At 35.6% G+C, this 13,829-nt stretch carries 14 protein-coding genes and 1 pseudogene; 12 read left to right on the plus strand and 3 right to left on the minus strand.

Annotation, left to right across the window (positions count from 1 at the left end; all coding sequences use genetic code 11):
- The first annotated feature begins 1 nt into the window (after nt 1).
- The 10 genes and pseudogenes from LIS78_RS12255 to LIS78_RS12300 all read left to right on the plus strand — a co-directional run bounded on the left by LIS78_RS12255 (nt 2) and on the right by LIS78_RS12300 (nt 9,227).
- Complete coding sequence (locus LIS78_RS12255) at nt 2-898, plus strand: GH25 family lysozyme (protein WP_252285255.1); 897 nt, start codon at nt 2-4, stop codon at nt 896-898.
- 61 nt (nt 899-959) lie between these two features.
- On the plus strand, nt 960-1,226 hold the full coding sequence (locus LIS78_RS12260) for a YbyB family protein (protein WP_014460133.1): 267 nt from the start codon (nt 960-962) through the stop codon (nt 1,224-1,226).
- 134 nt (nt 1,227-1,360) lie between these two features.
- Nucleotides 1,361-3,448 carry a PAS domain S-box protein gene (locus LIS78_RS12265; RefSeq protein ID WP_252285256.1) on the plus strand — a complete coding sequence of 696 codons (2,088 nt, stop codon included), beginning with the start codon at nt 1,361-1,363 and terminating at the stop codon, nt 3,446-3,448.
- Nucleotides 3,449-3,537: 89 nt separating this feature from the next.
- Nucleotides 3,538-3,750, plus strand: a complete 213-nt coding sequence (locus tag LIS78_RS12270; RefSeq protein ID WP_013057022.1) for a hypothetical protein — start codon at nt 3,538-3,540, stop codon at nt 3,748-3,750.
- A gap of 359 nt (nt 3,751-4,109) precedes the next feature.
- Nucleotides 4,110-4,241, plus strand: coding sequence for a YjcZ family sporulation protein (locus tag LIS78_RS12275; RefSeq protein WP_016764087.1), 132 nt, complete (start codon nt 4,110-4,112; stop codon nt 4,239-4,241).
- 604 nt (nt 4,242-4,845) lie between these two features.
- Nucleotides 4,846-6,444 (plus strand): annotated as a pseudogene (locus tag LIS78_RS12280) (M4 family metallopeptidase); the annotation flags it as partial.
- 307 nt (nt 6,445-6,751) lie between these two features.
- Nucleotides 6,752-7,492, plus strand: coding sequence for a metallophosphoesterase family protein (locus tag LIS78_RS12285; RefSeq protein WP_195780047.1), 741 nt, complete (start codon nt 6,752-6,754; stop codon nt 7,490-7,492).
- Nucleotides 7,493-7,768: 276 nt separating this feature from the next.
- A complete protein-coding gene (gene fsa / locus LIS78_RS12290; RefSeq protein ID WP_013057026.1) occupies nt 7,769-8,437 on the plus strand; it encodes a fructose-6-phosphate aldolase in 669 nt (222 codons plus the stop codon).
- 164 nt (nt 8,438-8,601) lie between these two features.
- Nucleotides 8,602-8,820 carry a spore germination protein gene (locus LIS78_RS12295; RefSeq protein ID WP_028413367.1) on the plus strand — a complete coding sequence of 73 codons (219 nt, stop codon included), beginning with the start codon at nt 8,602-8,604 and terminating at the stop codon, nt 8,818-8,820.
- A 119-nt stretch (nt 8,821-8,939) separates the two neighbouring features.
- Nucleotides 8,940-9,227, plus strand: coding sequence for a 3-isopropylmalate dehydratase (locus LIS78_RS12300; RefSeq protein WP_252285258.1), 288 nt, complete (start codon nt 8,940-8,942; stop codon nt 9,225-9,227).
- Nucleotides 9,228-9,256: 29 nt separating this feature from the next.
- On the opposite strand, the gene LIS78_RS12305 is transcribed toward LIS78_RS12300, so the two are convergent.
- The 3 genes from LIS78_RS12305 to LIS78_RS12315 form a co-directional block, all read right to left on the minus strand.
- Nucleotides 9,257-9,928, minus strand: a complete 672-nt coding sequence (locus tag LIS78_RS12305) for an NAD(P)H-dependent oxidoreductase (RefSeq protein WP_252285259.1) — start codon at nt 9,926-9,928, stop codon at nt 9,257-9,259.
- Between the two features lie 301 nt (nt 9,929-10,229).
- On the minus strand, nt 10,230-10,370 hold the full coding sequence (gene sspL / locus LIS78_RS12310) for a small, acid-soluble spore protein L (RefSeq protein WP_013057030.1): 141 nt from the start codon (nt 10,368-10,370) through the stop codon (nt 10,230-10,232).
- 111 nt (nt 10,371-10,481) lie between these two features.
- Nucleotides 10,482-11,252, minus strand: a complete 771-nt coding sequence (locus tag LIS78_RS12315; RefSeq protein ID WP_252285260.1) for an SDR family NAD(P)-dependent oxidoreductase — start codon at nt 11,250-11,252, stop codon at nt 10,482-10,484.
- Between the two features lie 306 nt (nt 11,253-11,558).
- Here LIS78_RS12315 and LIS78_RS12320 point away from each other — a divergent pair, with 306 nt between their 5' ends.
- Together LIS78_RS12320 and LIS78_RS12325 are read left to right on the plus strand one after the other, a co-directional pair.
- On the plus strand, nt 11,559-13,055 hold the full coding sequence (locus LIS78_RS12320) for an ATP-binding protein (RefSeq protein ID WP_252285261.1): 1,497 nt from the start codon (nt 11,559-11,561) through the stop codon (nt 13,053-13,055).
- Complete coding sequence (locus tag LIS78_RS12325; protein ID WP_195780043.1) at nt 13,052-13,759, plus strand: response regulator; 708 nt, start codon at nt 13,052-13,054, stop codon at nt 13,757-13,759. Before LIS78_RS12320 ends, LIS78_RS12325 begins: the two co-directional genes overlap by 4 nt.
- Nucleotides 13,760-13,829 lie beyond the last annotated feature (70 nt).

A 13,829-nucleotide genomic window follows, 5' to 3' on the forward strand; every position in this document is an offset into this window, starting at 1 on the left:
TATGCAAAGGCGACATTCAAATAATCCTATTATTCTCGACGTTTCTCATCATCAAGGAATCATTAATTGGAAAGAAATAAAAAACACCTCAGTAAAAGGGGTGTATATAAAGTTAACAGAAGGGGGAACTTTTGTAGACCCTAGATCCTATGAAAATTATATAGGTGCTAAAAATGCGGGCTTGAGAGTAGGATTTTATCATTATGCTCACTGTACAAATAGTCCGGAGAAAGAAGCTGCTTTTTTTATTACTCAGCTTGGACAAATGAAACTAGACCTTCCGCCGTGTTTGGATCTAGAAGAAGATAAGAAAAAGTCCAAAGAATTTGTTTCTCGCTTTGCCGTAAGCTGGCTCGAGCATGTTCACAAAACAACAGGGATTAAGCCTATCGTATATACGAACTATCATTTTGCTAAAACTTTTTTTACAAACGAAATAAGTAAGTATCCTTTGTGGGTAGCAAGATATAGTGCAGCCAACAGACAAGGCGGTATGCAACACCCTGGTGAGCTAAGTCAATGGCAGCGATGGGCAATGTTTCAGTATACGGATTCTGGCAGAGTAAAAGGCATTTCTACAAATGTGGATATAAACGAAATGGACTACTCATTTTTTAAAGAAGTTACGACGAATCTCTCTGTGACAAATAATACAAAAGGACCTTTTGTGTATTCCAAAGGTGATAAAGGGATAGGAGTCAAACAAATTCAGCAAAATTTACTTGCACTAGGTTTTTTTCTTCCAAGGTTTGGAGCAGACGGTTTCTACGGAGATGAATTAATCGCTGCAGTGAAAAAATTTCAGGATCGATATGGCCTTTTTTCAGATGGAATAGCAGGAGCGGATACGCTGCTGCGTCTTGTTAAAGAAGTGAATAATCTGAATAATCGGGTTTGAGAGATTACCTGAGGGGGAAAAGTTATTGTAAGATTCAAAAAGGTACAAGGAAGGAGCTATTATGAGAAAACGAAAACAAAAAGCATTGATATCAGGTATTACGCTATCAACGGTAGGAGTCGGCATTACGTCTTATATATTAAGTGATGCTGCGAAACGTCGAAAAGTAAAAGGGCTTGTTCGAAGTGCTAAAGTCAAACTTTCAAGTTTATCTAAAAAACAGCAGGTAAATGCTAGCCTAAATAAAGATGCTCATTCAGATCCTACGTACGTTTCTGAAAGTAATATGATTTCAGAAGGACCTATGTATCAAGACCAACATAGATAATAAAAAAACTAGTCTTGCCTCGGGCGAGACTAGTTTTTTTATTATCTTAGAAAGAGTTGCGTCTATTCATGTTACACTCTCTATATAAGGGAATTTTTTAATGTCTATGTACAAGTAAAGGAGGAATAAAAGGCGTGATTAGTAGCGGATTATTTGTTAACTTATGTATTTTCTCATTTTTGGTTAGCATTATGATTGCAATACGGATATTTTTGCTGCAACGTCTAGCCCAAAAATACAAATTGGTTAGCGGTATTTATGCAAGTATCGTTTCTGCTATTCTCATGGTGTATAGCGTTACCTATCAAGAGGTTACATATGATTTGCGATTTCTTCCTCTTATTTTGACCCTTCTATATTTTGGTTATAGAGCCGGTGCAATTGCGGGTATTAGTATGGCTGTGTGCAGTATCTATTTAGAAAGTCATTGGATACTGACTATTTTAATTTTAATTTTCACCTTTTTGCTTTCCCTTCCTCTTATCCGATATAGAAAGCAGTTTTCTTTTTCAAAACAATCTTTTCTTTATTTCTTTATTCATTTTATCGTTCATGTCTTACTGACAAATTACTTCTGGAATACACCTATTCGGTCGCCGTTTTATACCGAATTAGAATATTTCCTTTTTGGGATTCTTGGACTAGGAGTCGGCGTGGCCACGATAGAATTTTATCGTAAGTTTTACGCCGTAGCAGAAGAAGCTGCCTATGCTGCATCAGATTCATGCAAGGAGAGAGAAGATTCTATATTTGTCAGAATAATAAAAAAAGAGTTAGAGTATACAAAAGAACAGCTAGAGTCTTTTATTAATCATCACATGGATGCGGTGATTATAACTGATTTAGAAGGGCGGATTTTGCGAGTTAATGAAGCGTATGAAAAAGTATATGGGTGGAAAGCCCATGAAGTGATTGGGAAAAAATATTACGATATAGCAGGAGCTTTTAGTGAGGATGTAAGTGAGAATATAAAAAAGACGGTCGCTAAAAAGGAAGCAATCAATCGAGTAGAAGTTGTAAGAGCTCGTAAAGATGGAAGTTTAGTAGACCTTCGCATCACTATTTCTCCAATTTTTAATGGGAAAGATGAGTTAATAGGTCTGTCTGGAGTATGTGTGGATATATCTGAAGCTAAAAAAGCTAGAATAGAGCTTGACTTGCTGCATCGTAAGCTTAAGGAAAGTGAGTTAAAGTACCGCACGTTATTTGAATATGCAAACGACGCAATTTATTTACTTGAAATAGGTTCGAATCATTTTCCTTCTCGTTTTGTTGAAGTAAATGAAGCTGGCTGTAAGCGCTTTGGATATACGAGAGAAGAGCTTTTATCCATGCCTTGCCAAGATATTATACCTAGAGATTCTGACATTGTTCAAAAAACAGTCGAAGAAATTCGCAAAGGAAATCTTTCTTTTACGCTGCAATCGCAGTTTACATTTAAGTCTGGAGAAGTAAAGAAACTAGAATATAGTGGCAAATTGTTCAATATAGAAAACAAAAAAGTGCTTCTTATTGTTTCAAGAGACAGGACAGAATACTTGAAAACAGAAGAGTTGCTGCAGAAATCTGAGAAATTAGCAGCGGTCGGGCAGCTTGCTACAGCTATTGCTCATGAAATTAGAAATCCTTTAACGGCCATCAAAGGGTTTGTGCAGCTATTAACTGAAAAAGCGAGTAAAGAAGAGTTAATCTATATGAACATTATATCCTCTGAAATTGAGCGTATTGAAATGATTACAGATGAATTCATGTCTGTGGCAAAACCACAGGCCGTAACATTTCAGTCGATTGATTTACAGCTATTAATTCAACAAGTGATTTTATTGCTGCAGCCTCAAGCAACCATGAAAAACATCTTTATTGAACTTAACTTATATGGAGAAATGCCTTTTGTATATTGCGAAAGCAATCAAATGAAACAAGTGTTTATAAACATTCTTAAGAATGCGATTGAAGCAATGCCTTCCGGAGGAGAAATTAGAGTTGAGCTGAGAAAAAAGGACAACAATCATATTCATATTCAAATTATTGATGAAGGTGTAGGAATTTCAAAAGAACGCATCAAACATTTAGGTGAACCATTTTACAGTATTAAAGAAGACGGAATCGGGTTAGGGTTAATGATCTGCTTTAATATTATCCAACAGCATAAAGGAACTCTTAGTATTGAAAGTGAAGTAAACAAAGGGACGAGTGTGGAAATTTGTTTACCGTTAGAATAAAAGGTAATCAGTTAAAGGAAGAAGAAATTTTGCAACAAGTTGTTTAGTAAAGTTATAATATTCTATGTTGGAGTAAAACAAGCAAAGGAGTGGTTACGATTAAACAGAAAAAGTGGATTAACATATTTCGTATTCTGTATATTATTTTTGCTATTATTGCGATTGGAGCATCTTTTGGAGACTATTCTTTTGGGCTTAATAATCCCCGCATAGTCAGTTTAACGGCTCTCATTTTGGCGGTTATCTGTATTGTTCCGTATTACATACTTCGCTTTAAAGAACAAGCTTCTAAAAGTAAATAAGTTAATATTTATTATCTTAAAAGAGGCTGGGACAAAAGTATTTTAGTTGAAGGAAGATCCGAACGATTCATCGTTCGGATTTCTTTATTGTTATGGTGAACATGAGTTTCATCTAGTTAGTTGCTTCTAGGGGTTGGTTGGAGGGTAAGGCGGAGACTCCTGTGGAAAGCGAAGTCTTGCACGGAAATCAACAGCGCTGGAACAAGCGATCCTTATCTCATTTGTTCGTCTGTAGATTGGTTTGATTTCGTTATGTCTCAATCTCTTTTTTATCGTCATAAAAGGGCGATAAATGGGCGAGCATTTTTTCTAGCCTGTACATATGCTATAGAGTAAACAGGCTACGGAGGTGAAGTGAAATGGGATTTTACAACTGGGGTTACGGCGGTGGTTATGGCTACGGCGGCTACGGTAGTTACGGTGGCGGTTTTGCATTAATCGTTGTACTATTTGTTTTATTAGTTATCGTTGGTTGTACATGCTTGAAATAAACAGAAAAAGCACGGATTTACAAAGATTTTAATAGATTCGTGCTTTTTTATGTTCATAAGAAGGGCAGTACTATAATAAAATAATGTTGTGCACGTACATAAAAAACATATAAAAAATTTAATTAATAGATTAAAAAAATAAAATAATGAAGAGGAAGAGTAAATTTAAGCCATAAAAACGGTCTGAAATTTATAATTTTCCTTATAAGTAATTTTTGTAAAATGCTTCGCAGGACTGATAGTAAGACCGAATAACACTCCCTAGGCGCTAGCTTTTATAAGCTGACTAGAAGAATTATTTTACTTGTATGAAAATCAACATAAATGATTTTCATATAGTTTAAATAGGTAAAAAAGACTTATTGCAAAAGGTTTATTCTTAATTTCCATAATAATAGGAATATTAAAATAATATATAGACGTAGTAATTTTTAGTTGCTATAATGTTGCTAATTATCGAAATTAACAGAAAAATTGCGGTAATTAAATTTACTAGGGATAGGGAGAAAAAACTATGAAAAAGAAAAAACAGGCTTTAAAGGTATTATTATCAGTTGGTATCCTTTCTTCATCATTTGCTTTTGCACATACGAGCAGTGCCGCGCCAAATAATGTACTTTCAACCGAAAAGTATAACAAAGAAATTAAATCTCCTGAATTTATTTCTGGAAAGCTTTCAGGCCCATCATCACAGAAAGCTCAAGACGTCGTATTTCACTATATGAATACAAATAAAGACAAATATAAATTAGGAAACGAAAATGCTCAAAACTCATTTAAAGTGACAGAAGTAGTGAAAGATCCCGTTAAACAAGCAACCGTTGTACGCTTGCAGCAGGTATATAATAATATTCCTGTTTGGGGATCTACTCAATTAGCACACGTAGCGCAAGATGGAACCTTAAAAGTTGTATCAGGTACAGTAGCTCCTGATTTAGATAAAAAGGAAAAGCTAAAAGGACAAAAGCAAGTTGACAGCAAAAAGGCGATTCAAGCAGCTGAAAAAGATTTAGGCTTTAAACCGACGTATGAAAAATCCCCTTCATCTGAACTGTATGTTTATCAAAATGGTTCAGACACAACGTATGCTTATGTAGTAAATTTAAATTTCTTAAGCCCTGAACCAGGCAACTATTATTACTTTGTTGATGCTACTAGCGGTAAAGTGCTAAATAAGTACAATACGATTGATTCCGTAGCTGGTCCAAAAGCCGATGTGAAGCAAGCGGCAAAGCCGGCAGCGAAACCTGTAACAGGCACAAATGCTATTGGCTCAGGTAAAGGAGTGCTTGGAGATACTAAATCCTTAAAGACAACGTTATCTAGTTCTACTTACTACTTACAAGATAATACAAGAGGCGCCACAATCTATACGTACGATGCAAAAAATCGTACATCTCTTCCGGGTACGCTATGGGCAGATACCGATAATACGTACAATGCAACCCGCGATGCAGCTGCAGTAGATGCTCACTATTATGCAGGCGTGACATATGATTATTATAAAAACAAATTTAACCGCAACTCCTATGACAATGCAGGAGCTCCCCTAAAATCGACTGTTCATTATAGCAGCGGCTACAACAATGCGTTTTGGAATGGCTCTCAAATGGTATATGGAGATGGAGATGGATATACTTTTGTTCCGTTATCAGGAGGATTAGATGTTATCGGACATGAATTGACGCATGCAGTCACAGAAAGAAGTTCTAATTTAATCTATCAATATGAATCAGGTGCATTAAACGAAGCGATTTCCGATATTTTCGGAACGTTGGTAGAATACTATGACAACCGAAATCCAGATTGGGAAATTGGAGAAGATATTTATACGCCTGGAACAAGCGGTGATGCGCTTCGTTCAATGAGTAGCCCAGCAAAATATGGAGATCCGGATCATTATTCAAAGCGCTATACAGGTTCTAGTGACAACGGCGGAGTTCATACAAACAGTGGTATTATCAACAAAGCTGCCTACTTGCTAGCTAACGGAGGAACGCATTACGGGGTTACTGTAACAGGCATCGGCGGCGATAAGCTAGGAAAAATTTATTACCGTGCTAATACGCTATACTTCACTCAGTCTACAACGTTTAGCCAAGCTCGTGCAGGTTTAGCACAAGCTGCTGCTGATCTATACGGTTCAGGCTCTCAAGAAGTAATTTCAGTAGGTAAGTCATTTGACGCAGTTGGTGTTCAATAAGTTATAAACCAAAAGTCTCAAGATAAATGAGGTATCTTACGACTCTCTATACTACCTCACTACCAATAAAGGAGTACTCGTATAAATATATTACAGTACTCCTTTATTTTATGTTAATAAATAAGGAAGACAGATTTCTTCTTGGTCTATAAAAATCCACTTCTTATTCCTCCCTTTTATGTCCATTCGAATTATACCGTTGTTTGTTAAATGAAGAGGACCCGTTTTAGTAAACGGTCTTATTATAAAATGTTATAATAAAGAAAAGAATTGAATACATACATATGAAAAAGGAGTGGAGGAATCAATGGACAAAATTGCTGTTATTTCAGATATCCACGGAAATCTTCCTGCATTAGAAGCAGTTTTAGCTGACATACAACAACGAGATATCCATCGCATCATTTGTCTAGGTGATTTAGTAGGAAAAGGACCGGATTCAAGTAAAGCGATTGATATCATAAAAGAAAAGTGCGAAGTAACAGTCATGGGAAACTGGGATGACTTCATTACAAAGCCTGCGGAATTTGAAGCGTTGAAATGGCATCAGAAGAAGTTAAGTTCAACCCAAGAGGCATACTTAAAAGAACTTCCTTTTTCTGTTGAGTTTATGATGAGCGGAAAATTAATTAGAATGTTTCACGCTTCACCTAGAAGTCTTTATGACCGAATTCAACCCTGGGATTCACTTGAAAAGCGCCTTAGTCTATTTGCTAATACGGAATATACGGAAAATATAAAAGGATCAAGAGAGCCGGATGTCATCTGTTACGGAGATGTACATAATGCATTTATTCAACATATTAAAGGGAAAACGCTATGTAATGTAGGAAGTGTAGGAAACCCGCTTGATTTACCACAAGCTTCCTATCTTATCTTAGAAGGAAAGGATCAAGACGAAAGTCCTTCAGCATTTTCTATTCAATTTGTGCGTATTCCATACGATATTGAAAAAGCGATCGAATTGGCGAGAGCTGTAGAGATGCCGGACTTTGAACCCTACGTTCAAGAATTAAAAACAGCTCGCTATAGAGGACTAAAAAATTAAGAATAGAATGTATCTCAACCTTCAGCATAAATGCTGAAGGTTTTTTAGTGGAGTATATGAGGGGTTTTTCAACATCATTAGTATGATACATGCAAATAAAAGTTATTCCGATGAGTTTAAAGGAGGGAAAACTTGGAGAAAAACATACAGCATTTGAAAGGAAATAAATTTTATTTTATGAAGACAATATGAAGAGGGCAATTCCATTTGAACATAAAGTCATGCAAAAACGCCCCTGAAAAGCTGTTTTTAACATAACGATTGGAGGAATACATGATGAAATTTTTTATTGATACAGCTAACCTAGAAGATATTAAAAAAGCATATAAAATTGGGGTATTATCAGGTGTTACTACAAACCCATCGCTAGTAGCTAAAGAAGGCGTAAAGTTTGAAGATCGCATCGAAGAAATTTTAAAAACAGTCCCGGAAGTAGAATCTGTTTCAGCAGAAGTGACGCCGGATACAGTAACAGCAGACGACATGATTGCTCAAGCAGAAGAGCTTATAAAAATTAATGGAGGAGACAAAAATATAACGATTAAACTTCCTATGACCATTGCTGGATTGGAAGCAACCCGTTATCTAGCTAAAAAAGGCGTAAAAACAAACGTCACGTTAATTTTTACAGTGAATCAAGCGCTTCTAGCAGCCCGTGCCGGTGCCACATACGTATCGCCATTTTTAGGACGCTTAGATGATATTTCAGAAGACGGTGTTTATCTGGTATCTCGAATTGCGGAGCTATTTCGAATTCAACACATTGACTCACAAATTATAGCAGCGTCAGTGAGACACCCGGATCACGTTACACGAGTAGCTCTTGCTGGGGCTCATATTGCTACAATTCCGTATGCCGTAATTGAACAATTAGTAAAACACCCGTTAACAGAACAAGGAATTGAAAAATTTGCATCAGACTGGGAAAAAGCTGTAAAAAGTTAAATTCACTTAAGGAGAAGACATCATTTTAGTGTCTTCTCTGGTTAAAGGGTATACGAAGATTCTTTTTTTGTATTTTGCAGCAAACAACTTATTATTAATAGGCGAACATCCTATACATATATGCAGAGATGACATACGTTAATAGAAACGAAAGAGGTGTTAAAATGGGCTGTATTATTAACATTGAGAATATCGTGACTAACGGGTTAAAAGACAATTCGAATGTAAGCGTAGGCTGTGTTGTACAAAATAGCCACACGGCAAATACAAAATCAGTAGGAGCTTGTTTTTCGTTTGGAAATGGCTCTCCTGCTATTGCGTCTATGACAAACAGTAATATCGACTTTTGTAAAGATGAAGAAAATAAAGAGCAACAATCTTAAAAACAATTCCAGAAAGAGTATTTCTGGAATTGTTTTTTAGTAAGTGATAGAGTTTTGTTAACAAGGTGTTTTGGCTTTTAAAAGAAAAACATTCATGAGGAAGGGGTTTGAGCGGTGCTATGAGCATTATTTCTATGATTCCTTATACATACGTTGAAAGAAAAATAAAACGAACACAAAAGGTGACGATTCAGCATTCAAAAGACATGTGCTTATATACTGATAATATTCAAACAGAGAATGATTGCTTTCACATTAACAGCGTATTTGACATCTCTTACAAATGCGTTTCAAAAGAAAGCGGCTTTTTATACTTACATACAAATCAAGGGATGTTCGCCTATACCATACATACCGATCCTGCCGCCTTTATAGCAGCATATAAAGATATAAAAAAGAAGGGGTAACATTGCTGTCAGCCCTTCTTTTTTTGTTATTATTTTATCCACTGTACAACTTGATCCATACTTCTTCTTGTTTTTCCGCGTTTAGGTTCATGAATTCGGTAGCCGAACGCAACCATAACGGAAATATCAAACTTACCGTCTTCCAGTAATCCTTCTTCTTCTAGAATTTCATGTACTTGGTCATAGTTAAAGCCTTCAATCGGGCAAGAATCAATACCAATTTGAGCAGCTGATGTCATCATATTAGCTAGTGCAATATAAGATTGTTTGCTAGCCCAATCAAATAGCGCTCGCTTGCTTTCGAACAAGTGAAAATCATTTTCTTGGAAATCTTTATAACGAGGCATTAATGTCTCTAATACATCATCTGGCATTTCTTTTACATTTTTCTGAAGATCCAATACATATTCAGAGTCATATCTTGCGTCTGTACGAGAAAGAATAATAACAAAATGACTTGCTGTAGGAATTTGGCCTTGTGCTCCCCAAGAAACAGCTTTTAATTTTTCTTTTAAATCTTCATTTTCAACAACTAAAAATTTCCACGGCTCGTAACCTACTGAGCTTGGAGACAAGCGCCCGGTTTCTAAAATGAATTGGAAATCTTCATCGGAAATTTTCTTCGTTGGATCAAACTCTTTTGTAGCATGACGAAAGTTAAACGCATCTAAAATTTCTTGTTTTTTATCTGTATTGTTCATGTGTAAACAACCTTTCTGTAAAAATATTTAGTAATGAACTGTTCAGAGTATCCTATACCCTGTATAGCTTACAACTAACAGCTAGTTAACATACAATTTGCCATAAAAACCGTTTGCAGATTTATCATAAATCATATAATTTATCTTAACAAGTACGCACATTTTTGTTGTATAGTATACTTTTTTATACCATTGATCCAATTTTATAAGAAGCAGAAAGGAGGAAACGATCTGTGGAGTTTGTTTTTGAAAAAATAGTTAAGAAGGAGAAAAAGGAGAAGAGTACTCTTCTCCTTTTTAATTAAATTTTGGTATTTGATTTTTTCGCTTTGTTTTCAAGTTCACTTTTCGGTTCTGTTGAAAACTCAACATCTTTTCCGTGTCCTTGAGGGTTAACACCAGGAGCTACTTGACCTCGGTTAGCAGATTTTTTTGTACCCATTTTCGTCACCTCCGTTCGGTTAGTATGTGCAAAAAAGTGAAACAAAAATCAGGAAATAAAGAGTGAAAGCAGAGTCCATAAAAAAACACCCCTAAAAGGGTGCTTTTCTGTTTACGAATTTGAGCTTGTTGTTCTTTCTGCATATGGATAGATAGGATCTTTTAATTGAAATTCGTAAGTCACTCCATCTACAAGTCCTACCGTTTTATTGCTATCATAAAGATCTAACATAAAAGCAGCCATCTCTTTTGACGTATGAAACTTAGGTACTCGTCCTTCGTATTCAAAATCACTCATATCCATCGAACGCTGTGCGAATTCTGTTTCAGTAGCAGCTGGAGCTAGAACTTTAGCCTGCATTTTTGCTCCTCTTCCTTTTAATTCTTGAGAAAGACCTTCTGTAAATGCACTTACGTAGAATTTTGTTGCGCAATAAGTGACTGCATCAGCAACAATGGTATAGCCGCCTCCCGAAGAGACATTAATAAGCTGTGTACCTTCAACGTTTTCATAATCTCTTACAAATAGAGATGAAAGAATGGTTAAGGCTTCAATATTTAAATGAAGCATTGTTTCAATTTTAGTTAACTTTTGTTCACCGACAGAAGCAAAGTTTCCGAATCCAGCATTGTTAATCCACGTTTCTAATTCATATTCTTTAAGTGACTCATAAAACGTATGAGCATTTTCTGCCACGGATAAATCAACCGACTGGACAATAACATTTACATCTTGGTTCAGTTCTTCAATCTTTCCTTTTAACTCATCCAGTTTGTCCTCTCTACGTGCAGCTAATATAAGATTTTTTCCGCGCGCTGCGAAAGCTAAAGCTGTTTCATATCCAATTCCCGAACTTGCGCCAGTGATTACTGTATATTTCATGTTGATTCCTCCATTTTCGCTGTTTTCGAATTTATTATAATTGTTAAAGTATACTTTAAGTCAAGCGTTTATTCGGCCTATTTTTCCCTTTTGAAGTCTGTTTATAAACATTTAAAGTTTGGTGCTAAACTTCCTTTTTTTTATGCTACACTTGAAATAACAGCCGGAATTTCATTTCATTAAAAGGAGGAATGTATGCGTTTTCTTCACATGAATAGAAGACCTAGCTTACTTGCCCAAATTACTTTACTCATCACGGTAGTTATTCTTGTTAGTACCGTCCTTGTATGCATTTTATTTTCTGCAATGGTAGATGAAATTGTCGAAAAATATGTGGGTAAGCAAGCTATGACATTAGCAAAATTAGCTTCTGAAGACAAAATGATTGTAAAAGCTTTTAAGAATAAAAATCCTTCTGAGAACATCCAACCTGTTGCAGAAAAAATAAGAAAAACCACTGGGGCAGATTACGTCACCATCGCTAATGATAAAGGAATCCGCTATTCTCATCCCAATAGTAGCTATATTGGAAAACATACCAAGACAAGCAACGAAGCTGCTTTAAAGGAGCATCAATCCATTATTTATAAAGGAAAAGGAATTTCAGGATTTGCAATTAAAGCCAAAACCCCCATATGGGATAGCCGAGGAAACGTAATAGGCGTTTCTTCGGTAGGGTTTCTTGTAAGCAATATAGAAAAACAGATTAATGATTATAGAATAAAAATTATTAAACTGTCCTGTATTCCTTTTCTTATTGGATCATTTGGAGCTTTTTTCATCGCAAGGCGGGTAAAAAGACTAATATTTGGACTTGAACCGGAGGAAATTTCCTTTCTTTTTAAAGAAAAAGAGGCTACCCTCGAATCCATTCGAGATGCTACTGTTACTGTAAATGTCGAAAAATATGTAACGTCGATGAACAGAAGGGCTAGAGAACTATTTGGTCATCTTCAAATAGGAGGAGAGATAAAGAACGCCCGTTTAGGACAGCTAATTGATCAAGCGATAGAAAAGCAGCGGGTGTATTCTAACCAGTCCCTTGTACTAGATGGTCAGCAGTATATTTTAGATTTATCTCCTATTGTAAGAAAAAAAGAAGTGCAGGGTATCGTCCTTACTATAAGAACTTTATCTCAAATTGAAGAATTGACAGAAGAGATTTCTAAAATTAAAATGTTTTCTGATAATTTACGTGCTCAAAATCACGAATTTTTAAATAAGCTGAACGTGATTTATGGATTGTTAAAGTTAAAGAAGTATGAGCATGTCATGCAAATGATTTCATCAGAGGTAAAGGAACGCCAAGATATTATTTCTTTTTTAATGTCTTCTGTAAAGGATCCTTTGATTGCGGCATGCTTACTTGGAAAGATCAATCGTTCGAAAGAATTAGACGTTACTTTAGAAATTGACCAAGATAGTAACTTAACAAGTACTTTAGATATCGAAGACGCAAAAAACGTTGTTTCTATCTTGGGGAATTTAATTGATAATGCGCTCGAGGCTGTGCGAGAACATAAAGGGAACGTGCTGGTATCTTTTACAGATGTAGGAAATGACCTGATTTTTGAAGTTGAAGACAATGGACAAGGGATATCAAAAGAAGTAGAAAATATGATTTTTATAGATGGTTACACAACGAAAAAAGGTGAAAATCACGGAATTGGATTGACTATTGTTAAAAGATCTGTAGAGCTGCTTAAAGGTGAACTATACATAAGCAAAAGTATGTTACAAGGAGCAAGATTCACATTAGTTATCCCAAAGCTATTAAATAATGAAAAGGAAGAATCGATATGACTGAAAATCAAATTAATGTCATGATTATAGAAGATGATTCTACAGCTGCACAAATTTATGAACAGTTTACTAAGAAACTAGAGCATTTCACTGTTGTTGCGACAGCAGGATCTGGAGAACAGGCTTTAGAATTACTAACAATATTTACGCCGCAATTAATTTTATTAGACGTCTTTTTACCAGATATCAACGGAGTGGAACTGCTATGGGAAATCAGAAAGAAGTATCGAGGAATCGACATTATTTTAATAACAGCAGCCAATGATGTTAAGACAGTAGGGGAAGCAATAAGAGGAGGAGCATTTGGTTATTTGGTGAAACCTGTAATTATTGATAAATTTTTATCTACTTTAAAACATTATCAGTCTACGAGAACAGAATTAACTGAAAATAAAATGATTAACCAAGATAAAATAGACCATTTATTTAGAACACATCATAACCGCCACAATCAATCAGCGGCTGCAGTAACAGAATTCCCTAAAGGTATTGATAAACATACTCTTCGTTTAGTAAGAGATAAAGTTCGCGAAGTTCAGAAAAGCTTGAATGTAGATGAGTTTGCTCAATTAGTGGGTATCAGCTATTCAACAATGAGAAGGTATTTAGAGTATTTAGTATCGTGTAAGGAAATGCAGGTGGAAATAGTGTATGGAAGTGTAGGGAGGCCTGAGCGGAAATACCGAGTAACTAATCTTATATAAAAACGAGATAGCGGACAAAGAACCGCTATCTCGTTTTTATGTAGAAATTATGCATGAAAAAAATGAAAAG

The organism is Priestia megaterium (genome assembly GCF_023824195.1).
Classification (GTDB): domain Bacteria; phylum Bacillota; class Bacilli; order Bacillales; family Bacillaceae_H; genus Priestia; species Priestia megaterium_D.

Bases quoted from the DNA above. Each gene is read 5' to 3' on its own strand.
- LIS78_RS12300 (WP_252285258.1), top strand. From the start codon at position 8,940: ATGAGCATTATTTCTATGATTCCTTATACATACGTTGAAAGAAAAATA.
- sspL (WP_013057030.1), bottom strand. From the start codon at position 10,370: ATGGGTACAAAAAAATCTGCTAACCGAGGTCAAGTAGCTCCTGGTGTT.
- fsa (WP_013057026.1), top strand. From the start codon at position 7,769: ATGAAATTTTTTATTGATACAGCTAACCTAGAAGATATTAAAAAAGCA.
- LIS78_RS12305 (WP_252285259.1), bottom strand. From the start codon at position 9,928: ATGAACAATACAGATAAAAAACAAGAAATTTTAGATGCGTTTAACTTT.
- LIS78_RS12285 (WP_195780047.1), top strand. From the start codon at position 6,752: ATGGACAAAATTGCTGTTATTTCAGATATCCACGGAAATCTTCCTGCA.
- LIS78_RS12275 (WP_016764087.1), top strand. From the start codon at position 4,110: ATGGGATTTTACAACTGGGGTTACGGCGGTGGTTATGGCTACGGCGGC.
- LIS78_RS12315 (WP_252285260.1), bottom strand. From the start codon at position 11,252: ATGAAATATACAGTAATCACTGGCGCAAGTTCGGGAATTGGATATGAA.
- LIS78_RS12325 (WP_195780043.1), top strand. From the start codon at position 13,052: ATGACTGAAAATCAAATTAATGTCATGATTATAGAAGATGATTCTACA.
- LIS78_RS12260 (WP_014460133.1), top strand. From the start codon at position 960: ATGAGAAAACGAAAACAAAAAGCATTGATATCAGGTATTACGCTATCA.
- LIS78_RS12320 (WP_252285261.1), top strand. From the start codon at position 11,559: ATGGTAGATGAAATTGTCGAAAAATATGTGGGTAAGCAAGCTATGACA.
- LIS78_RS12255 (WP_252285255.1), top strand. From the start codon at position 2: ATGCAAAGGCGACATTCAAATAATCCTATTATTCTCGACGTTTCTCAT.
- LIS78_RS12295 (WP_028413367.1), top strand. From the start codon at position 8,602: ATGGGCTGTATTATTAACATTGAGAATATCGTGACTAACGGGTTAAAA.